Here is a 20840-nt window from a genome sequence, read left to right as displayed (position 1 = left end):
GAGGGCGATACGGACGCCGATGTCTCGATCGCGCACCCATTCCCGCAGTTCAGCAGCATCATAGGCTTTGTCGGCGTGCGGGTTTGCGCCGGCGTGGGCCGCGCCGCGATCGGACCCGGGGATCGCTATGACCAGTGGCCGCAGCGCTTGTGCATCATGGTGTTGGCCGCCGAAATGCCCACGGACAGAGGGATTCCCGCACGATCGGACAGGACGTGGATCTTCGAGCCAGATTTGCCGCGGTCGACCGGACTCGAGCCCGTCAGCGATCCCCTTTTTTGGCTCGTACCGACGCCGCGTCGACTACTGCTCGCGACCAGTCGATCAAGCCTCTGCTGCCCAGCTCGTCCAGGACTGCCCGATGTAATCGCCGCCAGAGGCCAGCTTCGGTTCATGCACTGAACCGGCGGTGCGCAGTCGGGACGGTGACACCGAACGATGATGGCAGCATCCGCCAGGCACAGCCGCTGGTCAGCACGAACACCACCGCGGTGAACACCGCCCGTTCGTCGGTCGGCGCGGTCCCACCACCCTGCGGGCGCGGGCTGAACTTCGGCAGCAGCGACTCGGCCAGCGCCCACAACTCGTCGGGCACCAACCGGCTGGAGAACTCGACGACTACGACGAGACATCATGCAGCACAACGGTTCCCGACGCATCCTGCATGCATCCCATCCACGTCAGACGCGGTTCTTTGATGGCGCGCGAAGGAGGTGGTTTCGGCAAACGTACATCTATACGCATGCCCCCCGAAATATTCGGCCTGGCCTGACCCAAATCAATGGCGGCGACCACCTCCTGGTCGCGTACGCCGAAGCAGTCTGTCCGACCGGCACTCATGCTATCAACTGGCTCGAACTGCATACCCCCGAGAGTGGTGAGTACAACTGGGGCTGCTGTCTGCGTGCTTCCTGACTCTGCGCGGGACCCGCGGCTGAACGTGGGTGGCGGTGAAGAACATGTTCACCGCCCGCGGGCCCGATCACCGGCGGATGCGCAAACTGGTCTCGCCCGCTGGCCAGTTCCGCCAAGCAGCGTCACCTCTTCTCCCCCGACCCGCCACTTGCCGAAAACATCCCATCTTTGCCGAAAACGGTAGAGACCCAACGGAATCGACGGCTACCTTTGAAATGGCCCCAGAGGCCGAGGGGGCAAAACACAAACCCCCGCCCGCCGGTTTACGGTCAGATTGGAGTTCTCATGGACAACCACACCGACCCCATCATCCTCGATCCCGAAGGTCCTGACATTCAGGGTGAGATCGCCCGCATCCGGGAGCGGGGACCGGTCACCAAGGTCGTGCTCCCGGGCGGGGTGCCGGCATGGTCGGTAACCGACGCGGCCATACTCAAGGAGATCCTCTCCGGTTCCGATGTTTCCAAAGACCCTCACCAACACTGGCCAGCGTTCCGGAACGGGGAGATCGGCAAGGACTTTCCTCTCCTCAACTGGGTGAATACGCGCTCGATGTTCACCGCCTACGGATCCGAACACCGTCGGCTCCGCAACTTCGTGGCACCGGCGTTCACCAACAGGCGCACCGCAGCGCTGCAGCCCCGCATCCAGGCGATCGCCGATGATCTGGTCACGGGTCTGGATGCCGCGCCGGAGAGCCACCCCGTGGACATCCGCGAGAATTTCGCCTATCCGCTGCCTCTGCGTGTGATCAACGAGCTGATGGGGGTTCCCGAGCACCTGATCGGGCCACTGCGGAAATGCGTGGACGGCATCTTCGACATCGCCTTGAGCGAAGAGGCGGCCGTAACCAACTACCAGGAGATGATCGGGCTCCTGCAGCACCTCGTCGCGTATCGCCGGGAGAATCCCGCCGAGGACATGACCAGCACACTCATCTCCCATGTCGACGATCCCGCAAAGAATTTCAGCGTTGAGGAACTTGTCGGGACGCTCTATCTGACGGTCAACGCCGGGCACGAGACGACGGTGGACCTGATCGACCAGTCGATATACCTGCTGCTCACCAACCCCGACCACCTGGCCGCCGCGCTCGACGGCAGTCTCAGCTGGGCAGATGTGATCGAGGAAGTGCTGCGGTTGGAGCCATCGATCGCGCACGCCCCGCTGCGCTACGCGGTGAAGGATTTCGTTCTCGGCGACGTGGCTATCATCGAAGGCGATCCGATACTCTCCTGCCCCGCCGGTGCCAACCGGGACCCCAAGATCTACGGCGACAGCGCGGACAAGTTCGACCCCACACGGAAGAACAAGGACCACATGGCATTCGGGTACGGCGCCCACCGCTGCCCGGGCGCACCGCTGGCACGACTGGAGGCGCAGGTGGCCCTTCCGGCACTCTTCCAGCGGTTCCCGCACATGAAACTAGCCGTCCCCCCTGACGAACTCGGCACGGTACCCGGTTTCATCGCCAACGGGCACGACCACCTGCCGGTACTCCTGAAATAGACAGCGGTATTCGAAGGGGGAATCAAGTCGCCATCGGCCGCGGCGTCGGGCGGGTGCAGAAGCTCCGGGTGACTCACGAGGTCACCGGTCGCAGTACCCGCCCGCACCGCGGCGAACTGCTAACTCGCAGGCGCCCCTCGATCGGGTGCTCGGGAAGTGTCTGATTTTCAGTCAGTCCCGGTGCTCGTCTCCCGGGCCCCATGTCAGCGCAGCCAGTGTCCGTTGCGAGTTGGTCTGACGCAGAGGACGGGTGGTGCGCAGCGGTGCGTCAAACTAAGTGGCAGACGATGCTCTGGGTTCAGGTGTCAGTGTGCGGGCTCAGGACTTCCTTCACCATTTGTTATCGAGTGACGCTTGACGTTTCGTGCTACGTAGAAGTAGAGGCAGTGAAGGGCAACAGCGAGGGTGTCAGCGTTGGCAGGGACCGGTGGTGGGGACTGACACTGGAGTACGTCGACGGTCGGCCCGTGCTCCGGGCGACCGGTGGGAGCATGGCCCCGCTGGCCGTCGAGATGGTGGATGAGGCAGGGAAACCGTTCGCGGTTTACCTTGCGGGCAAGATCGTCGAAGGGCCGCCGCAGGCGGACGCAGCCCCTGAGGTCCGATGGGAACCGATGCTCGGGAACACGGGTCAACCCTGGAATAAGCCTTGGGTACCCTTCTTCGTCGAGTGGCAGGTTGAGTACTACTCAATCGGGTTCGCTGAGGGCTCGGCCGAATCTTCCGACTCTTGGCGCTTCGAGTAGAAGCGTCTCTGCTTACCGCGGGCGTGGCCTAGCCGCCGGTAAGGCGCGCGTCCCAGCCGGTTCTCGGTGGTCAGGCGCTCGCCTCGATCACCGGTTGCGGCTCGGTGGCCAGTTCGGGCAGGTACTTGTAGATCGTCGACCGCGAAACCCCGAGCAGTCTTGCGACCGAGGAGACGGTTTCCTCCGGTCGGGTGAGGGCGCGCGGGCCTGGCGGATCTGTTCGGCGGTCATGGCCGGCGGCCGGCCGAGGCGTTGCCCGCGGGCGCGGGCGGCGTCCAGGCCTTCGTGGGTGCCGTGGACGATCAACTCCCGGATGAACTCCGCCAGGGCGGCGAACACGTGGAAGACCAGGCGCCCGCCCGGGGTGGTGGTGTCGAGGGCTTCGTGCAGGGATCGGAATCCGATGCCGCGCTTGCGCAGTCCGGCGACGATCGAGATCAAGTCCTGGAGGGATCGGCCGAGTCTGTCCAGGGACGGCACCACGAGAGTGTCACCTGGGCGCAGGTACTCGAGGCACTTCCAGAGTTTCGCGCGTTCGGTGTCCTTGCCGCTCTTCTTGTCGGTGTAGATCTTCTGGCATCCCGCCGCGGTGAGCGCGTGGATCTGGCGGGCGAGGTTCTGGTCCTTGGTGGAGACGCGGCCGTAGCCGATGAGCGCGCCGCCTCCGCCGACGCCATATCCGTTGTTTTTCGGCGATTGCAACCGGGACCCCCAACTGGTGGAGAGTACGTATTCCCACTGTGCGCTATTCCTTCATCGACCGATCGCCCTCCGTCCCAGCCTCATTACAACCCACGGTCGACGCTGAGCGGCGGGGTGTCGTGCCCGTAACGATCGAATAGCCAGGCGTTTGTTCGACCAGCCGACGGTCCGCAACCGCGTCACAGACCGACATGGAGATGCGCACCTGCGGCTGGAGTGGCCCGGATTGAATGTGGCCCCGTGGCGGGCTTCAGCGTTCGGTGATGCCCTGGTGCGCGATTATTGGGACACCGAAGTCGGCGCCCTGGTGAGTGACCCGCAGCGGCTGCGGCGGCCTGACCTGGAACGATCGAATGGCTATCAGCCCGGTCGAGTTTAATACGAAGGTCAATCGGATGTAGCGCACCGGCACACTTGCAGGAAAGGAGTAGTGAAACTCGGGGGCCGACGCGCCGAATGTATAGTGTTCGAGCCAGTTCGCACCGTCGACGGAGGTATCCAAACTCGTATGCGGCAGCCGGTAATTTCCGTTCGGGTCACCGGGATACACATCGACACCATCAATCTTTACCACGTTTCCGAGATCGAATTGCACGCTCGAGTTCTTAATGGGATCATTTTTGCTCTTGTAAAAGGTTTCGAGATTCCCATCCAGCATGTTTTCCGCCGGATGCGCGGGGTCAAACCCTGGATAACTGCCCACATTCACGGTCCAAGGCGTCGCCATGGTGATCTCACCCAGCACAGTGAGGTTGTTGATCTTGAGGTCGGGTACGAGGACGGTAACGGTGGTGGACAGGGTCCGTTCGACGGTGTTGTTGCCGACCTGGACGGTTGCGCGCAGATAGAACACAGTGGTGTGGCTGAGGTTGTTGATCGTGTAGGTGGTCATGTTCAGGACGTTGACCTCGGCGACGTCGTAGAGCAGCTTGAGTGAAGAGACGCCGCTGGCTTCCCAGTTGAGTTTGACCGTGCCACCATTGTCGACGATCAATTCTTTGGCCATGAAATTGTCCACATGAAAGCTCGGGGGAAACTTACCGATGTCGAATACCGTGGTACCGGTTTCCCAGGGGTCATCGTAGCCGGCTTCCCGCCATTCGAGGTCGATACGCAGTGGCGCGCTGCCGATCTCGGTGTTGATCCGCATGCCCATCAGCTGCACGGTGACGCCCTGGTCGCGGCCGATCTCGGCGCTGCCCGAGGTGGGGGCGAAGGTGATTGTTTTGGCGGCGGTGTTGGTGGCCGGGGTCCAGCCGGGCAGGCTGATCTGGGCCGAGGCACTGGTGAGGTCCGGGGTCAGATCGGGCGAATTGGGGCCGGTGGGGACGGTGACAATGATCTTGCGGCATTCGATGGGGGTCGCGCTGCGGCGGCTGCCGACCAGAACGAAGTCCGCGCGTTGCGGGTCACCGGTGGAAGGCGAGATCCGGACCGGGTCGGGGTTGGTGTTGAGGTCGAAATGCAGCGGCGCACTGGCGCTCACCGCACCCTGGGTGGTTGTCGTGGCCGTGTACTGCGGGACCGTGGTCATCAGCGCGCTCCTCGCTTGTAGTGCTGCTGGGTGTTTCGGCTCCACTGCGCGGCGTCCTCGAGAACCAGGTAGCCCGAGCGGATCTCGGGGTCGCTGCCGATCGGCAGGGAGGCGGGGACGGGGACGGGGACAGAATCTCACCCCGCCGGCCCGGCGAACTCGTCGAGCATCATGCGCAAGATATCGATTCGGACGATCACGGTGCCCCTCCTCCGTGTCCTGCCCCGCCCGCAGTCCGGACGGGACAGCCTCGGTCAACAGTAAGCCACAACAGAGCCGCCGTCCCGCTGTTCGACAACATGCCCGCTCAACGGCGTGCCGGGCGAGGCGATACAACAGCTGTCGTAGCAGCCCGGACACCGCGTGAGCGGAAATCGTTGGCGCGCAACGCTATCGGCAGCGGCACCCACGAATCCGCCGCCCACCGCAACCGGCGACACCAGCCGTACTCGGTCGGGTTCGACCACACCGAACCATCGACGCAGCGACATAAGCGGCTGATCGCACGCAGGGTATCGGGATGATCGAACGCGCCGCCGCTCGAAAGGACGTTCCGGCTCGCTGGAATCGGTGTCAGCCTTCAACGGCCACGCGGCCACTGCTGCCTAGTTCGGGGATGTGCTTGTAAAGAGTGCCGCGCGAAACGCCGAGCAGGCGCGCGACCGAGGACACCGTTTCCTCCGGGCGGGTGAGGATGGCGCGGGCCTGGCGGATCTGTTCGGCGGTCATCGCCGGTGGCCGGCCGAGGCGTTGCCCGCGGGCGCGGGCGGCGGCCAGGCCCTCGTTGGTGCCGTCGACGATCAGCTCGCGGATGAACTCCGCCAGCGCGGCGAACACGTGGAAGACGAGCCTGCCGCCGGGGGTGGTGGTGTCGAGTGCTTCGTGCAGGGACCGGAATCCGATGCCGCGGCGGCGAAGTCCGGCCACGATCGTGATCAGGTCCTGCAAGCTACGGCCGAGCCGGTCCAGTGACGGCACGATCAGGGTGTCGCCGGGTCGCAGGTATTCCAGGCACGCCCGCAGCTCCTCGCGCTCGGCGTTCTTGCCGGACTTCTTGTCGGTGAAGATCCGCTGACATCCGGCCGCGGTAAGCGCGGCGACCTGGCGGTCGAGCAGCTGTCCCTTGGTCGAGACCCGTCCGTAGCCGACGAGGGCGCCGCCCCCGCCGATCGGGTCGAGCGCATCGCCATCGAGGGCGAGCGGTTCGGCGATGTCGAGGGCGTGAGTCTGGCTGGCCATGCCCCGGAGACTGTACGAGAAAGGTCTGACAAGACTCGTTGAACACCAGCCGTTTTCGACATGTTTGTTGAACACCACGCTGGCGTGGTCGCCCTGGCGATTCCGTCCGGCGGGTGGTGTTCAAGAACCGAACGTTTTACGACACCGCAAGTTGTTGCTACTCAGCCGAAGCATCCGCCGGGGCGATCAGGTGAGGTGGACGGTCAGAGCGCTCTTCCCGGACTCGATGACATCGACGTGGATGTAGCCGCGAGCCGCTTTGTAGCTGCCGGTGTCTCCGGTGATCGCGATGCCGTACACGGACTTGCCGGGCTTGCCAGGGTCTTTCACCATGCCCTGAGCGGTGATCTGCCCCTCAGGTAGCAAGAGGGCGGCTTGGAAGTTTCATTCCACCGACCCGTCCGATGCGGAGAGGACTGTGCCGACAAGGCTATCGCGGCCAACCTTGTCGCCGTCGCCCCGGAATAAATCATCGGTGACGATCACCTGGTCACCGGGATCGAGGCTGCCGTTGCCGACATGATCAACCACAGTGCTGCTCGTTGCGACCGCAAGCAGCTCAATATGCTTCTTAGCCATAACCATATAGTCCCACTCCACAGCGCCACCGGCGCCGAGTCGGTGAAGGTGAACCACGAAGCTTGACCCAGCGGATCGGCCGCCAGCTGTGACGACATCCTGACTGCCGCCGAAGGTCAGCTGTCGGAGAATCGATCTTCTCGACATCTCCGAACCGCTCATTATCAGCGGTCAGACCCCGGGTTGGTTCACTTTATCGGCGGTCAGAAATAGGCCGATTGTTGATCTTGATCGCCAGGCTCTCGCCTTGCACAGGAACTCCCACAGGCGCTGCCCGCCATGCGCGAGACGTCGGTATCGACCCCGAGCATCCAGAACTGAGCCTATGCCACCGGCAAGCTGAGTGCGGCGACCGCGACGGACACATCGCGTGACACCAAGCCACTGCGAAAGCCGTTGGCTGTCCCCGATACAGCGACCTGTACTCGGTGGCCCGGTTGGAAGCGATGCACGGCGGCGGGCACCGTCACCTGCACGGTGGAGTCGGAGCTGACGCGCGTGGGAACGGTGTTGCCGACGGCTGTTGCGGTGCCGTCGGGGGCGAGGTCGTAGACCGTCATGAACAGCACCGCCGCCTCGGTAGCGTTCGCCGCGGTAGCCCCCGAAACCTTCAGTGCGACTTGCGGTGCCCCTACCTGTGCGAGGTCGGCGGTGAGCGGCTCGCTGGTCCAGGTCGCGGTGGCCTCGGGAGTCGCCTCGGGGCCGGAACGCAGTTGCTGCGCGCCAGCGGTGAGCGGGAGATCGGTCAGGGTGGCCGCGTCGTCGAGACTGGGCGCGAATGCATACGCGGGTTCGGCGTTGCCGTCGTAGGCGACCCAGTCACGGAACCAGGAGAACTCGGGAGCCGCTGCGATGGGGGCGCCTTTGAGGTGGCGGTCGAACCAGCCCATATACCGAGAGACCAGGTAGTCGGTCTCGCGATTCGGCGCTTTCTCGGTCAGCTCGCCCGGTATCCGATCACCGCCATGACCGCGGTAGTGCCAGATCATGCTCACCTCGACACCGCGTTGCTTCAACCCGCGATAGGTCGCCGTGGCTTCCTGTAGGTCGAACAGCGTGTCGTGTTGTGCCTGCGCGAGCAGAACAGGCACCCGCACCCTGTCGATGTAGTCGGCGACCGAGGTCGACTGCAAGTACTCCGCCTCCGCATCACCGGCGAAGCCCTGCGTAAGCGAGACGCTCAGTGCTGGACACACCGGGTCGGCGAGGTTCGGGCAAGGCAGCGCCCGCGACGGCTCGGCGAGATAGCCCTGCACTCCTGGAGACAACGCACCCATGGCCGCAAAGGCTGTCGCCCACGTTGACTTGATGGCGCCGGTGCCGCCGGTGCCTCGGCCTGCCGGGCCGACAGCGCCGTCGGGGGACAGCGAGTAGCTCAGATCGTTCCAGGTGATCATGGGCACGATGGTGTCGATGCGCGGATCGGTAGCGGCCGCGGCAAACTGGACGGCGCCGCCGTAGGAGCCGCCCAGCATCCCCACACGCGGATCATGGTCGAGTCGCTGACCCGAGGTGGACTGTTGGTCGGTACGAACGAAGTCGATCGGGGCAGCGGGGATCTTCAATGCCGGATCGGTGTACGCGATCCCGGTGGCGCCGCCGAGGAAGCTCACCAATTGTTGCGCGGCACGGCCGTCCCACTCCGGATTGTCGAGGCTGACCTTGCAAGTCGAGGCCCCGAATCCCAGACCGGAATACATCAGCGCCGCGTACCCTTGCGCGGCGAGCATCGCCCCGGTTCCCACCAGGTCAGCCTTGGACATGCCGAAGCCGTTCGTACCGAGAATCGCGGGAACCGGCGTGGAAGCCACGGCGTCGGATGGGCGATACAGATCGCCCTCGACAATGCATCGATGAGTGCCGTCGGGTCCGGTGGCGACGTCGAACCACAGTGGCGTAACGCTGAAGTCGCCGGGCGCAGCGTACGCATTCCCCGGGACTGCCCCAGCGGACAATGCCGACACCGACACCACGACCGCGCTCAGCGCCCTCGCAATCCGAACCCACTCGAATCCCACGTCGTCACATCCCTGCCCGTGCTCATTACAAGATCCGGCCGAGTGTGGCATAGGGATGAGCGAACAGCAACTGGCTTACGTAGCGTTAAGTAAGCTTGTGTCTGGAATCACGAAGACGATGCTGCGCATCATTCGCAAGATTCCGGCGACGGCGTGGGATCCGCGTTTGCATCTCATGGAGCGGGTTTTCCAGGCGCTCGTCGGCCGAGCATTGATCGATAACGGCGCTGCTCAGGCCTGAGGCTTCGGGAGACCGAACTGATCGGCGAGTAGGCCGGTGAAGGTGCGCATTCCCGCGACCATGTCGAAGTTCTCGTCCAGTAGCCACAGGTGTTCCAGTCCGACGAAGGTAGCGATGATCAGATCCGCCATACTCGCCGTATTGTTTCTCGCGGTGGCCGATACCTCACCGTCGCGCAGCGCGCGCTCGACGACTGCTTCGGTATTGCTGCGCATTCGTGCCAGCCGCACGCGGGACCATTCCGCGGCCATCTCGGCGCCGTCGCCGGGAGCGAGCGCGCACAGATGCTCCAGGCGGATGACCTCGCGGTCACGGAGGTTCTCCTGAACAACGCGCACGATGAGTTCGAGTGCGTCCGCGCCGGAGACGTCACCGTAACTCGGGCCTTGCTCGTCGTCGGATACCGTTCTGCCTCGATCTGCCAGTACCGAGAGCAGCAACGTCCGTTTGTCCGGGAAATGGTGCAGCACACCAGGTGCCGACAGTCCGACGGCCTTGGCGACAGCGGCGATCGAGGTTCCCGCATAGCCGCGTTCGGAGAACAGCCGCAGCGCCGCGCTCAGGATCCGCGCTCGGGTCTCACGGCCGGTTTGATCGGCGACCAAGGTACGGGCCACCTCACGCCCCCTTTCTCGTTGTCGCGTCCACACAATCTTAGAGGTGATGGCACTGCTCCAAGCAAGCCTGATGAGTGTTCGGTAGGTCGGCTGGTCGCGTCAGTCGTGCGAGCTTCGTGCAGCAGGAACGCCTGCGCTCTCGGCCGGCCCCGGTTCACTATGGTCGTTCTTCGAGCGCATGGCACATCGCCGCGTGATGTGAGACTGCGCCTGGCCGCTAAAGGGCATTGGCCGCAATTGGTCAGCGGCGTCAGCGAGCGAGAGCGGCGGCGTAGCCGTGGTGGTCGTTGCCCGCGAGGGCAGCCCATTCCGTGGCAGTTCCGCGCTCGGAATCCAGGAAGGCACCCGCCATCCCCACCCACGAACGGCTGCCAGAGCCCTCCGCGACCACGAGGACTTGGTGTCCGCGACGGCTGCAGCGGGCAATACGGGCTTCCCACGCGGCAGCATCCAATGCCTCTGCCTCGCACAATGTTTCAAGGAACGCCGTCCCGTGAGAGCGCAACGCCTGCAACCGCAGCGCACGCAACCGCGGCCCATCCCCCACACGCGGCCGCCTCAGCGTCCACATCGGACGGTCACTAGCTACGGACGGGATGAATAGTTCGGGGCGTCGGTGGTGATGGCGACGTCGTGCGGGTGGCTTTCGCGCATTCCCGCTGCCGTGATTCGCATCAGCTGTGCCTGCTGCAATTCCGGGATCGTACGTGTGCCAGCGAACCCCATTCCGGCGCGCAGACCACCGACCAGCTGATGCAAAACATCGGGCAGGGCCCCCGGAACGGGGTGCGTCCCTCGATGCCCTGGGGAACGAGCCGTTCCTCAGCGAGTACATCGTCCTGGAAGTAGCGGTCCTTCGAGTAGGACTTGCCGCCCTCGCCGCGTCCGCGCATCGCCGCCAGAGAGCTCATTCCCCGGTAGACCTTGTACTGCTTGCTGCCGACCAGCACAATGTCGCCGGTCGACTCGGCAGTCCCAGCGAGCAGGCTTCCCAGCATGACCGAACTGGCTCCTTCTGCAATCGCTTTCGCGATGTCGCCTGAGTACTGGAGGCCGCCGTCGGCGATGACAGGGGCGTCTGCGGGACCGCGCGCGGCGTATGCCTCGGCAGCAGATCGGTCGTGTCGCCGCCACGACCGGTAACGACCCAGAACTGGACGCGCTGATCTTGCGGCTGCACATCGAGACCGCGTGCCGACGCGGCGCCGTCCTGGCGTTGTCACTCGAGGACCTCAATCACGCCGACTGCCTGGTCAGACTTCACGAGAAAGGGGAAATCATCCGGTGGCAACCCGTCTCGCTGCAGCTGATGACAAGGCTCGTCGAGCATGTCGAGCGCCGCGGCGGCGCACCGGCCACTGAGAAAGTTCTGCGCTATCGCAATGGAAAACCCGTGGGGCGCAGACGCTACGACTACCTCACCAAGCGCATCCGCGAACACCTGCCATGGGCCGACATACTTCAAATCAGCATCCACGGGGTCCGCCACACCACACTCACCTTCGTCGAACGTGAGTTCGGCGTTGCGATCGCGCGTGCCTATGCCGGGCACACCCACTCCGGAGGCACCGGCGGCGCGACCTTGACCTATACCACCCCCAGCATCGTCGAACCGGCCGAGGCGTTGAGCGCGATCACCGGACAGCCCCATCCCCTCGCGCGCGACGTGCGACACCCACTTGCGCCGAGAACGGGGAGTCCCACGCGGCAACGTATGACGCTATGAACCCGCAGATAGAGCGAAATCGCTCAGATCATGTGACTGAGGTAACCTGACGTCACATGAGTACCGATCTGTTGGGCAAGAGCGCACTGGTCACCGGAGCCAGCCGGGGTATCGGCAAGGCGGTGGCGGCCGAATTGCTGAGTCGCGGCGCAAACGTGCTGATCACCGCGCGCAAACCGGAGCCATTGGACGAGGCCGCCGTCGACCTGCGCGCGCTCGGCCATCAGGGTGAGGTGGTTGCGCTCGCAGGCAACTCCGGCGATGGGGAGAGCAGGGCGGCCGCGGTCGGCCGGGCGGTCTCCGAGTTCGGCTCGCTGGACATCCTGATCAACAACACCGGCATCAACCCGGTGTACGGCTCGCTGATGGAGGCCGACCTCGATGCCGTCCGCAAGATCTTCGACGTCAATGTCGTCGCCGCGCTCGGCTACATTCAGGAGGCGTACAAGGCCTGGATGCGCGACAACGGCGGCGCGGTCGTCAACGTCGCCAGTGTCGCGGGCATCCGCTCCTCGGGCGTGATCGCCGCCTACGGCGCGTCCAAGGCAGCCCTGATTCGCCTCACCGACGAACTGGCCTGGCAGCTGGGCCCGAAGATCCGGGTGAACGCGGTCGCCCCCGGTGTCATCAAGACGAAGTTCGCCGACGCCCTCTACTCGGCGGACGAGGAAGCGGCCGCATCGGTGTATCCACTCAAGCGTCTCGGGGCGCCGGAGGATGTGGCGAGGCTGATCGGCTTCCTGGTCTCCGACGAGGCCGCCTGGATCACCGGTGAGACGGTCCGCGTCGACGGCGGCCTGCTCTCCACCGGCGGCATCTGACTCGTCCCGCTGAACTCGATGGCCGTTCGGTACTCACCGAGCGGCCATCGGCCATTCGGGTCGTCACACTCGTGCGGGACTGCGGTGCTCGTCCAGGCTGCGCACCGGCGGTGCGGAAGCGCCTTCGTCGAAGCCGAAGCGAGCATGCAGCTTCTCCAGTGGACCCGGCGCCCACCAGTTCCAGTCGCCGAGCACCTTCATCACCGCGGGCAACAGGAATCCACGCACCAAAGTCGCGTCGACGAGCACGGCCAACGGCAGACCGATGCCGAAGGCCTTCATGAAGGTGATGTCGGAGGCGAGGAAGCCGAGGAATACCAGCGAGATCAGCACCGCCGCCGCGGTGACGATGCGGCCGATGCGTTCCAGCCCGAACGCCACCGCCGACTCGTTCTTGCCGGTGCGCTCGTACTCCTCGAGAATCCGGGACAACAGGAACACCTGGTAGTCCATCGCCAGCCCGAAGGCGACGCCGAACAGCATCACCGGCACCGTGGGCGGTAGATCGCCGGTCACGGTGAAGCCGAGCAGCCCGGACAGGTGCCCGTCCTGGAAAATCCAGACCAGCGCACCGAAGGTCGCGGTGAGGCTGAGCACGCTCAGCACGATGGCGACCAGCGGCAGCACCACACTGCCGGTCAGCAGGAACAGCACGATCAGCATCACGATCACCACGAAACCGAGCGCGGTCGGCAGCGTCGAGATCACCGAATCGATCGCGTCGGCATTGGCCGCGGCGATGCCGCCGACCAGCACCCGCGATGGCGCCGGTACCGCGCGCACGTCGCCTGCCACCCGCTCCAGCGCTTCTGGGTCGGTGGTATCAGGAAGCACCGCGAGGTATGCGGCGTCGGTGGCACCGAAGCGCTTGTGCTGCTCGGTCGGCTGTGCGAGGAAGCCGCCGTGTGAGTAGCTACCGGTGGCGGTGTCCACACGCTGCACGTTCTCGACTTCTGAGAGCTTCCTCGCGTAGGCGTCGAGTCCCTGTGCGCTGTCGGGCAATACGGCGACCAAGCTGTTGGCGTCGGTCGCGGTGAAATCGCGCTGGATGATCTCGGTGACCTGACGATTGTTCATCGACTCCGGCAGTGCCCGCTCATCCGGAAAACCGAGTTGCACCCCGAGGAACGGCGTGCCGAGTAGCACCAGGAGCGCGGCGACCACCAGGCCGATAGGCACCGGACGACGCATGACGAAAGTCGCGAGGCGATGCCAGAAACCCTCGCCGGGCGCGGGCCGCGGCGCCCGGAGGAACCAGCCGAGCTGGCCGCTATCGATGCGGGTGCCGATCAACAACAGGATCATGGGCAGCAAGGTCAGCGACACCGTTGCCGCGATCACCGCGACCGCGAGGCCCGCGTATCCCATCGAACGCACCGCGAGCAATGGGAAGAACAGCAGCCCGGACAGTGCGACACCGACCGTGACGGCGGAGAAGGCGACTGTCCGACCTGCCGAACGCATGGTCGCGCGTACCGCCGCGGCCGGCGGCGCACCGATGGCGAGTTCGTCACGGAAACGGTTGATGATCAGCAGGCTGTAGTCGATCGCCAAGCCGAGTCCCAGCAGAGTTGCGACATTGGTCGCGGTCGCGGCCAGATCGGTGCACAGGGTGATCAACCACAGCGCGCCCATGGTGATCATGACGGTGACGAGGGCGACGACCAGCGGCAGACTGGCCGCAACCAGGCCGCCGAACACGAACAACAGCGCGAGCAGAGTGACCGGGAAGGCGATGGATTCGCCGAGCACCGCGTCCTTCTCACTCTGTTGCACGGTCTCGTGCAACAGCATTGCGTAGCCACCGACACGAACGTCGAGAACGCCGTGCCTGCCGCCGTACTTGTCGGCGAGGCCGCCGACTTTTCTATCGACGTCTGCTTCCTCGCCGAGAATGCTGGCGACGATCAGTCCTTGGGCACCGTCAGTGCTGGCGAGCGCGGACGGCTTGCCGTCGGTCCAATACGACGCGACACCCGAGACACCGGACTCGTTCTTCAGCCGCTGCGCCAACTCGGCTGCGGCGGTGGCCGATTCCGGGTCGTCGACCGACTTCCCGGTCTGCACGAGCAGCACGAAGTTAGGCGCCGCCTGACCGAATTCTTCGCGCAGGATCTCGGTCGCGCGCGCGGATTCGGCGTCCGGGTCGGAGTACCCGCCGCCTTGTACCCGGTCGAACAGCGTCGAGCTGAGCATGCCCATCGCCAGCGCGAACACCGCGAATACGGCCAGGACCTGCCTGCCGCGCCGCCTGGTCAGTTCGAACACTGCCTTACCCCTAACTCTTTATGCCGCAGCGCGTCCTGTGACGCGGCAACAGCTCGCCCGGCTTTCGCCACCTACCTGGCGTTCCCGCATCGGCAACAGCCCCAGGGTGAACCAGCGCGCCGATCACCGTTGACCACCGCGACACCGGGCATCGAGAGCTGGCGTCGGCGCTCGGAGATCGTAACAACCGGACCGGCAAAACCGGTGAGCGAGAACACAATTCCCGCAACTGCCGAGCAAAGCATGCGAGCATCACCTCGATAGTCGCGAAAAGTGGCTACGACCTGGGGATTTCACTCGACGAAGTGGGCATGGAGACCGACGTGCCCACCGCCGGCCGGGGACGGGTATGAAATGGATCACCGTCCGGTCGGCGAATCGTCACCAGAGATCTTCGGTGTCGAACGCGCCAACTAAGCTCGGCCCGACGAAAGGACGCGCGCGACCGATGCCCGGATTCGAATCCACCTCACACCGGCGAGTACACCGTACGACAGGCGTGGCATGACCGCAGACATCATCGTGTGCGGCCTCGGCCCCGCCGGTCGCGCGTTGGCGCATCGCAGTCTCGCCCATGGCCTTTCGGTCACCGCCATCGATCCGTTCCCGGACCGGCTCTGGTCGGCGACCTATGCCGCTTGGGAAGACGAGCTGCCCGCGTGGCTGGACCCGGCAGCTGTCGGCGCGACGGTAGACGAGCCGACCGCGTGGGGCACCATGGGTCACCGCATAGCGCGGCGCTATGCCGTTCTCGACACACCTCGACTACAGGACTCCCTCGAGCTGGCCGGCGCGGACGTGATCGCCGATCGGGTCGTCGGGCTCGGACGTCGCTCGGTGTCGCTGGCCTCCGGGACGGTGCGCAACGGCGCACGGGTCATCGACGCCCGCGGCATCGCCCGCTCCGCCGGCTTGGCCGAACAGACCGCGTACGGGGTGATCGTCGCTGACGATCGCGTCGACCCGCTGTTCATGGATTGGCGCCCGGACAATGGCGCGCACCCGGAGGCACCGCCGTCCTTCCTGTACGCGGTGCCGCTCGGCGGCGGTGCGATGCTGCTCGAGGAGACCTGCCTGGCCGGAAGGCCCGCACTCGACGGCGCGGTATTGCGCGATCGCCTCGAGCATCGATTGCGTTCCCGCGGCATCGAACTCACCGGAAACGAACCGGTGGAGCGGGTGCGTTTCCCGGTCCAGGGCGGTCGGCCGGGGCCGCGAAGGTTCGGGGCCGCAGGCGGTTTCACCCATCCCGCCACCGGATACAGCGTCGCGGCCGCGCTCACCGCCGCCGACGCGGTAGCGGCAGGAGACTCGCCGTGGTCCGCCACGGCAGGGGCGGTACACCTGCTGCGGGCGGCCGGTCTGCGTGCTCTGCTCGCCTTGCCGCCCGCCGAAATTCCGGTCTTCTTCGATGTGTTCTTCTCGCTGCCCCCCGAGTTGCAGCGGGCGTATTTGTCCGGGCGCACCGATCTCGGCGGCACGCTCGGCGCCATGCGGACGCTGTTCGCCGGATTACCCCCCGGACTGCGGCGCCGAATCGCCGCTGCGACACTGCGGATTCCGGTTCGCTCGCGTATTCGAATTCATTCCGCCATCATGGGAGCATGAGGGCCATCTGGAAGGGCTCGATCGCATTCGGGCTGGTAAACGTCCCGGTCAAGGTCTACACCGCTACCGAGGACCACGACATACGGTTTCATCAGGTGCACGCCAAAGACGGCGGGCGGATCAAATATGACCGGGTGTGCACGGTCTGCGGAAAGTCCGTGCAATACGCCGATATCGACAAAGCTTACGAATCGCCCGAGGGCGACAAGATCATTCTCACCGACGCGGACTTCGCGAAACTCCCCGCGGCCGAAAAACACGAGATCCCGGTCCTGCAATTCGTGCCCTCGGAGCAGATCGACCCGATCTTCTTCGACAAGAGCTACTACCTCGAGCCCGACTCGAATACGCCGAAGGCGTATGTACTGCTCGCGACAACGCTGGAGCGCATCGACCGCACCGCGCTGGTGCACTTCACGCTGCGGCAGAAGACCAGGCTTGCGGCATTGCGCGTGCGCGAAGGGATGCTGGTGCTGCAGACGCTGCTGTGGCCCGACGAGGTCCGAGCGGCCGAATTCGAGTCGCTCGACGGCGTCGCCGAGCCCAAACCACAAGAGATCAAGATGGCCGAGACGCTCGTCGAGACCATGTCCGACGATTTCGATCCCGGCCAGTACACCGACGAGTACCAGATCGAACTCAAGCGGGTGCTCGACGATGCCATCGCCAGCGGCACCGGCAAGGTGGCCGACCTGCCCGAGTCGGCCCCCGCCGAGATGGATGCCGAGGTGGTCGACCTGGTCGCCGCATTGCAGCGCAGCCTGGAAGCCAGCGGCCGCCGCGCCGTGTCCAGCCATGGCAGCGGCGAAAGCGCAGGCAAGAAAGCCGCCCCTGCGAAGAAAACGGCCGCGAAGAAGGCGGCACCCAAGAAGGCCACCGACGAACCGGCGAAGAAGCCCGTGAAGAAGGCGGCTGCCCGTAAGGGGGCGTGAACCGCTCGGTCAGGCGGGCACCCGGGGTGGACACCAGCTGGCAAACTGTGAGCTATGGACCCCGCACTAGCGATCGTCCCGATGGGCCTCGGCCACCTCCGTCAAGTGCTCGACCTCGGCCACGAGGTATTCGACATCACTACCAAGCCGTACACCTCATGGTCGTTGACCTCGGTGGCCGAACACCTCGACAGCCCGGACAACGCGTGCTGGGTCGCTCTCGACTCCGACCGGGTCGTGGGCTTCGTGCTCGGATCGATGGAATTCGAGCATCGTGACGACTGGGCTTACCTCGAATGGATCGCGGTCTCTCCCGACATGCAGGGCCGCGGGATCGCGCGCCGCCTAGTGGATATCTGCTCGGAGGCGCTGTTCGCACGCGGTGCGAAGCGCATCGTCACCGACGTGGAGAATCGGAACGCCGCGTCGTCGGCCCTGATGACCCGCAGCGGCTTCGCCCCTGCCGCAACGGTCACCCTGTTCGTCCGCCCCAATCCCACCGAGCCCGAACCCGAGGATGCGCTGCCGGCGGTGATGCCCGGTACCAAGCGCGCCCTCATCCGTCGCGGCCGACTCGCGGGTGAAGGTCGGGGCGCTCGCTGAACGCGCCCCGAACCGCTCTGCTCAGAACATCCCGTGCGGGATCTCGGCGGCGTCGGGCACCGGCTGCACAACGTCCCAGTGCTCGACAATATGTCCGTCGACCAGCCGCCAGACGTCGATCACGGCGAGGCCACGCTCGTCGCCGGGCGGAATCATGTGGTAGTGCACGACCGCGAAGTCAGCATCGGTGATCACGCGTTTGATCTCCAACCGGCTGGCGGCGACCGGAGAGTTCGCGGTGAATTCGATGAAGGCGTCGCGGCCGGAGGGATTGCCGGGACTGTGCTCGATGAAATTCTCGTGCAGCAGGTCGCGCAGTACCTCGATGTTGCCCTTCGCGAACTCGGCAAGGCCGTGCAGCACAAGTTGTTTGTTGTCGGCGGGCAGGGTGTTCGGTCTCATGGCGGTAACCGTCGCAGCGGTATGGTGCGCGTGTCGATTACCAGGGATGTCATGGCGGCCGGTCCAGTGGCACGGCGATACTGGCCGCATGGATCAGGATCGCCCGGCCGGTGCGCTGCTACGGGAGTGGCGCACCCGGCGCAAGCTGAGTCAGCTCGAGCTGTCGATCCGGTCCGGGATCTCCGCCCGGCACATCAGTTTCGTCGAAACCGGCCGGACGATCCCCAGCCCCGCAATGATCGAGCGATTCACCGAGCATTTGAATATCCCACTGCGCGAACGCAATCGGCTGCTGATGGCGGCCGGGCACGCCCCCTCCTATCGACAGCGACCGCTGGATGATCCGGACCTCGCCGAGGCCGAGGCCGCGGTGCGGCGGGTCATGGACGCGCAGGAGCCCTTCCCGGCGCTGGCTCTCGATCGCCGCTGGAATCTTCTGTTCGCCAATGCGGCCGCCGAGATCTTCTTTCATGATGTACGGGGGGCGTTACTGGAGCTGCCGATCAACGTGATGCGACTCGGTCTGCATCCCGACGGATTCGCACCACGGGTGCGCAATCTCGCCCAGGTTCGCGGCTTCCTGCTGCCGCGTCTCGCGCGCCAGGCCGCATATACCGGCGATCCCGAACTCGCGGCGTTGCACGAGGAATTGAGCCACTACGCCACCGACACCGATCCGGTGCACATCGACCCGGCCGACGTCGCGCTGACCATCCAACTGCGCCATCGGGGCATGGATCTCTCGTTGTTCAGCACCATCACGACGTTCGGCGCGGCCTTCGACGTCACGCTCGACGAGATCACGGTCGAGTCCTTCTTTCCCGCCGATGCCACGACCGCGGACTATCTGCACGCGCTCGCCCGCGCTACCTCCGATCGTGCTGCCGGGCTGTCGGATCCGTCGGGCTCGAGCCGCTGATCAGATCGTCTCCGCCGCGCGAGCCCTGCCTTCCTCGAAGAACCTGAGCAAGTCCGCCTCGGCGTTCACTTCCGCACGCGGGAGCAACGCACCGAACGGCGCGTTCCAGAATGCGCCGCGGCGCGGCGTCCACGGTCCGACGTAGGCGTAGGGACCGGGATGGGTGTCGTCGCCGGGCGACACGCCGTAGTTGACCTCGTTCAGGGTGTTGGAAAGGTCGAAATGCTCCGGCCACAGCACTGCGGTGGCATCGGGCGCCAAGCAGCGCAGCGCGGAATTGCCGAGGGCGAACCAGTCGGCGATCACCGCGGCCGCCGCGGCGTCGACCAAGATCGGGTCATCGGGGTCGACGCCGGTGGTGTCTTTGTAGACGCCCTCGGGCGCCTCCGGTGGAAAGCCCGCTTGCGCGGCGACCTCGCGATATGTGCCGTCCAGCGGGATGCGCCCCTCGGTGGTGACCAGCTCGGTGCCCACCACCGAGACCGGCCATCGCACACCGCCGAAACCGCCGAGCACCGACCGCAAACGAATGGTTCCGAACATCCGATATTGCGGGCCCGCGATCAACAACTCCCCCGCGGCATGCAATGCCATCCGGGTCTCCCGGTACTTTGCCTCGTCCACCCCACGAATCATTGCCGGTCAGCAGATCGCCCGCAGGTGTTTCGACACCGAAATCGTCCGAGTTCCGGCGACGAACTGTTCAGCGGTGTGCCAACCGGCCGAATACGGCGCTCGCGCAGACGAACCCGATCATGGCGAGACCGACACACCAGAACACCGCGATCGTGGCGTCGTGCCGGGTTTCGGTGGAATCGAGCAGCCCGCGCACCGTGTCCACGATGGGGGTGGCCGGTTGATACTCGGCGAACCCGCGCAGCCACCCGGGCATGGTGGAGGTCTGCACGAAAGCGCTGCTGATGTACGGGATGAACATGATCGCGTACGTGAGCCCACCGGCGGCCTCGGGGTTCTTCGCGACGAGTCCCAGTGCGACCGCGATCCACGAGATCGCCAGGACGAACAGCGTGATAAGCGCGAACGCCGAGAACCAGCCGGCGACGCCGGTGTGGGGCCGGTACCCGAGGACGAGCGCAACGGCGACCGCGATCGCGATGGCGGCCAGATTGCGGACGACGCCCTCGGCGACGTGTCCGGCCAGCACGGCCTGCTTGAACATCGGCAGAGTACGGAACCGATCGATGCTGCCCCTGGTCATATCGGTCGACACGCTGGTGGCGGTGATCGATGAGCCGAAACCCGTGCACAACAACATGATTCCTGGCACCACATAGTCCAGGTACGGCCCGCCGACGTCGATCGCCCCACCGAAAACGTAAGTGAACAACATCATGACCAGGACCGGCATGAGCAGCGAGATGATCAAGGTGTCGCGGCTGCGCAGGGTATGCCGCGCGCAGCGCCGGAACATGACGGTTGTGTCGGTGACAACGTGCGATA

The 20840-nt window shown here is 65.2% G+C and carries 21 protein-coding genes and 3 pseudogenes; 9 read left to right on the top strand and 15 right to left on the bottom strand.

Annotated elements, in window-relative coordinates; translation table 11 throughout:
- Positions 1-3 precede the first annotated feature (3 nt).
- Positions 4-595 (bottom strand): annotated as a pseudogene (locus ACFU4Z_RS25195) (IS5 family transposase); the annotation flags it as partial.
- Between the two features lie 488 nt (positions 596-1083).
- On the opposite strand from ACFU4Z_RS25195, the gene ACFU4Z_RS25190 reads away from it, so the two are divergent.
- The gene (locus ACFU4Z_RS25190) at positions 1084-2424 is read left to right on the top strand and encodes a cytochrome P450 (protein ID WP_379067109.1); all 1341 of its coding nucleotides are present in this window, start codon (positions 1084-1086) and stop codon (positions 2422-2424) included.
- 347 nt (positions 2425-2771) lie between these two features.
- Positions 2772-3170 carry a hypothetical protein gene (locus ACFU4Z_RS25185; protein ID WP_379067107.1) on the top strand — a complete coding sequence of 133 codons (399 nt, stop codon included), beginning with the start codon at positions 2772-2774 and terminating at the stop codon, positions 3168-3170.
- A 70-nt stretch (positions 3171-3240) separates the two neighbouring features.
- Here the strand turns inward: ACFU4Z_RS25185 and ACFU4Z_RS25180 are convergent, their stop codons facing one another.
- From ACFU4Z_RS25180 to ACFU4Z_RS25150, 7 genes and pseudogenes are all read right to left on the bottom strand, one after another.
- Positions 3241-3327: a hypothetical protein gene (locus ACFU4Z_RS25180; protein WP_379067376.1), complete on the bottom strand. Its 87-nt coding sequence runs from the start codon at positions 3325-3327 to the stop codon at positions 3241-3243.
- Between the two features lie 155 nt (positions 3328-3482).
- Positions 3483-3872 (bottom strand): annotated as a pseudogene (locus ACFU4Z_RS25175) (recombinase family protein); the annotation flags it as partial.
- 250 nt (positions 3873-4122) lie between these two features.
- Positions 4123-5406 carry a discoidin domain-containing protein gene (locus tag ACFU4Z_RS25170; protein ID WP_379067105.1) on the bottom strand — a complete coding sequence of 428 codons (1284 nt, stop codon included), beginning with the start codon at positions 5404-5406 and terminating at the stop codon, positions 4123-4125.
- 573 nt (positions 5407-5979) lie between these two features.
- On the bottom strand, positions 5980-6645 hold the full coding sequence (locus ACFU4Z_RS25165; RefSeq protein WP_379067103.1) for a recombinase family protein: 666 nt from the start codon (positions 6643-6645) through the stop codon (positions 5980-5982).
- A 186-nt stretch (positions 6646-6831) separates the two neighbouring features.
- On the bottom strand, positions 6832-6978 hold the full coding sequence (locus ACFU4Z_RS25160; protein WP_379067101.1) for a hypothetical protein: 147 nt from the start codon (positions 6976-6978) through the stop codon (positions 6832-6834).
- Between the two features lie 51 nt (positions 6979-7029).
- Entirely contained in the window at positions 7030-7224 is a 195-nt protein-coding gene (locus ACFU4Z_RS25155) for a hypothetical protein (RefSeq protein WP_379067099.1), read from the bottom strand.
- Between the two features lie 323 nt (positions 7225-7547).
- Positions 7548-9242, bottom strand: coding sequence for a CocE/NonD family hydrolase (locus ACFU4Z_RS25150; protein ID WP_379067097.1), 1695 nt, complete (start codon positions 9240-9242; stop codon positions 7548-7550).
- Positions 9243-9297: 55 nt separating this feature from the next.
- On the opposite strand from ACFU4Z_RS25150, the gene ACFU4Z_RS25145 reads away from it, so the two are divergent.
- Positions 9298-9483, top strand: coding sequence for a hypothetical protein (locus ACFU4Z_RS25145; protein WP_379067095.1), 186 nt, complete (start codon positions 9298-9300; stop codon positions 9481-9483).
- Here ACFU4Z_RS25145 and ACFU4Z_RS25140 read toward each other — a convergent pair.
- From ACFU4Z_RS25140 to ACFU4Z_RS25130, 3 genes and pseudogenes are all read right to left on the bottom strand, one after another.
- Entirely contained in the window at positions 9474-10100 is a 627-nt protein-coding gene (locus tag ACFU4Z_RS25140) for a TetR/AcrR family transcriptional regulator (RefSeq protein WP_379067093.1), read from the bottom strand. The two genes, ACFU4Z_RS25145 and ACFU4Z_RS25140, sit on opposite strands and share 10 nt — an antisense overlap.
- A gap of 250 nt (positions 10101-10350) precedes the next feature.
- On the bottom strand, positions 10351-10647 hold the full coding sequence (locus ACFU4Z_RS25135; RefSeq protein WP_379067091.1) for a hypothetical protein: 297 nt from the start codon (positions 10645-10647) through the stop codon (positions 10351-10353).
- Positions 10648-10685: 38 nt separating this feature from the next.
- Positions 10686-11167 (bottom strand): annotated as a pseudogene (locus ACFU4Z_RS25130) (IMP dehydrogenase).
- 32 nt (positions 11168-11199) lie between these two features.
- Here ACFU4Z_RS25130 and ACFU4Z_RS25125 point away from each other — a divergent pair.
- Both ACFU4Z_RS25125 and ACFU4Z_RS25120 read left to right on the top strand, forming a co-directional pair.
- Positions 11200-11826: a tyrosine-type recombinase/integrase gene (locus ACFU4Z_RS25125; RefSeq protein WP_379067089.1), complete on the top strand. Its 627-nt coding sequence runs from the start codon at positions 11200-11202 to the stop codon at positions 11824-11826.
- Positions 11827-11882: 56 nt separating this feature from the next.
- Positions 11883-12647 (top strand): SDR family oxidoreductase, encoded by a 765-nt coding sequence (locus ACFU4Z_RS25120; protein ID WP_379067087.1) that lies wholly within the window; start codon positions 11883-11885, stop codon positions 12645-12647.
- Positions 12648-12710: 63 nt separating this feature from the next.
- On the opposite strand, the gene ACFU4Z_RS25115 is transcribed toward ACFU4Z_RS25120, so the two are convergent.
- Positions 12711-14915 carry an MMPL family transporter gene (locus ACFU4Z_RS25115; RefSeq protein WP_379067085.1) on the bottom strand — a complete coding sequence of 735 codons (2205 nt, stop codon included), beginning with the start codon at positions 14913-14915 and terminating at the stop codon, positions 12711-12713.
- A 504-nt stretch (positions 14916-15419) separates the two neighbouring features.
- Here ACFU4Z_RS25115 and ACFU4Z_RS25110 point away from each other — a divergent pair.
- Genes ACFU4Z_RS25110 through ACFU4Z_RS25100 form a run of 3 tightly spaced genes read left to right on the top strand, consistent with a single transcriptional unit; the run spans position 15420 to position 18058 of the window.
- Positions 15420-16523 carry a lycopene cyclase family protein gene (locus ACFU4Z_RS25110; protein WP_379067082.1) on the top strand — a complete coding sequence of 368 codons (1104 nt, stop codon included), beginning with the start codon at positions 15420-15422 and terminating at the stop codon, positions 16521-16523.
- Positions 16520-17455 (top strand): Ku protein, encoded by a 936-nt coding sequence (locus ACFU4Z_RS25105; protein WP_379067080.1) that lies wholly within the window; start codon positions 16520-16522, stop codon positions 17453-17455. The genes ACFU4Z_RS25110 and ACFU4Z_RS25105 overlap by 4 nt, the downstream gene beginning before the upstream one ends.
- A 54-nt stretch (positions 17456-17509) precedes the next feature.
- Complete coding sequence (locus ACFU4Z_RS25100) at positions 17510-18058, top strand: GNAT family N-acetyltransferase (RefSeq protein WP_379067078.1); 549 nt, start codon at positions 17510-17512, stop codon at positions 18056-18058.
- 21 nt (positions 18059-18079) lie between these two features.
- Here ACFU4Z_RS25100 and ACFU4Z_RS25095 read toward each other — a convergent pair whose 3' ends face one another.
- Positions 18080-18460 (bottom strand): nuclear transport factor 2 family protein, encoded by a 381-nt coding sequence (locus ACFU4Z_RS25095; RefSeq protein WP_379067076.1) that lies wholly within the window; start codon positions 18458-18460, stop codon positions 18080-18082.
- Positions 18461-18548: 88 nt separating this feature from the next.
- Here ACFU4Z_RS25095 and ACFU4Z_RS25090 point away from each other — a divergent pair, with 88 nt between their 5' ends.
- Positions 18549-19379 carry a helix-turn-helix domain-containing protein gene (locus ACFU4Z_RS25090; RefSeq protein WP_379067074.1) on the top strand — a complete coding sequence of 277 codons (831 nt, stop codon included), beginning with the start codon at positions 18549-18551 and terminating at the stop codon, positions 19377-19379.
- Here ACFU4Z_RS25090 and ACFU4Z_RS25085 read toward each other — a convergent pair whose 3' ends face one another.
- The gene (locus ACFU4Z_RS25085) at positions 19380-20003 is read right to left on the bottom strand and encodes a hypothetical protein (RefSeq protein ID WP_379067072.1); all 624 of its coding nucleotides are present in this window, start codon (positions 20001-20003) and stop codon (positions 19380-19382) included.
- A gap of 79 nt (positions 20004-20082) precedes the next feature.
- Entirely contained in the window at positions 20083-20811 is a 729-nt protein-coding gene (locus ACFU4Z_RS25080) for an ABC transporter permease (RefSeq protein WP_379067070.1), read from the bottom strand.
- Positions 20812-20840: the final 29 nt, after the last annotated feature.

This window comes from Nocardia sp. NPDC057440 (assembly GCF_042802915.1).
Lineage (GTDB): Bacteria > Actinomycetota > Actinomycetes > Mycobacteriales > Mycobacteriaceae > Nocardia.
The sequence above is the reverse complement of the archived record's forward strand: the minus strand, read 5'-3'. Positions and strand labels throughout refer to the sequence as shown.

Bases quoted from the DNA above. Each gene is read 5' to 3' on its own strand.
- ACFU4Z_RS25155 (WP_379067099.1), bottom strand. From the start codon at position 7,224: ATGGCTAAGAAGCATATTGAGCTGCTTGCGGTCGCAACGAGCAGCACT.
- ACFU4Z_RS25165 (WP_379067103.1), bottom strand. From the start codon at position 6,645: ATGGCCAGCCAGACTCACGCCCTCGACATCGCCGAACCGCTCGCCCTC.
- ACFU4Z_RS25100 (WP_379067078.1), top strand. From the start codon at position 17,510: ATGGACCCCGCACTAGCGATCGTCCCGATGGGCCTCGGCCACCTCCGT.
- ACFU4Z_RS25105 (WP_379067080.1), top strand. From the start codon at position 16,520: ATGAGGGCCATCTGGAAGGGCTCGATCGCATTCGGGCTGGTAAACGTC.
- ACFU4Z_RS25090 (WP_379067074.1), top strand. From the start codon at position 18,549: ATGGATCAGGATCGCCCGGCCGGTGCGCTGCTACGGGAGTGGCGCACC.
- ACFU4Z_RS25145 (WP_379067095.1), top strand. From the start codon at position 9,298: ATGAGCGAACAGCAACTGGCTTACGTAGCGTTAAGTAAGCTTGTGTCT.
- ACFU4Z_RS25110 (WP_379067082.1), top strand. From the start codon at position 15,420: ATGACCGCAGACATCATCGTGTGCGGCCTCGGCCCCGCCGGTCGCGCG.
- ACFU4Z_RS25080 (WP_379067070.1), bottom strand. From the start codon at position 20,811: ATGTTCCGGCGCTGCGCGCGGCATACCCTGCGCAGCCGCGACACCTTG.
- ACFU4Z_RS25120 (WP_379067087.1), top strand. From the start codon at position 11,883: ATGAGTACCGATCTGTTGGGCAAGAGCGCACTGGTCACCGGAGCCAGC.
- ACFU4Z_RS25125 (WP_379067089.1), top strand. From the start codon at position 11,200: ATGCCTCGGCAGCAGATCGGTCGTGTCGCCGCCACGACCGGTAACGAC.
- ACFU4Z_RS25170 (WP_379067105.1), bottom strand. From the start codon at position 5,406: ATGACCACGGTCCCGCAGTACACGGCCACGACAACCACCCAGGGTGCG.
- ACFU4Z_RS25095 (WP_379067076.1), bottom strand. From the start codon at position 18,460: ATGAGACCGAACACCCTGCCCGCCGACAACAAACAACTTGTGCTGCAC.
- ACFU4Z_RS25160 (WP_379067101.1), bottom strand. From the start codon at position 6,978: ATGGTGAAAGACCCTGGCAAGCCCGGCAAGTCCGTGTACGGCATCGCG.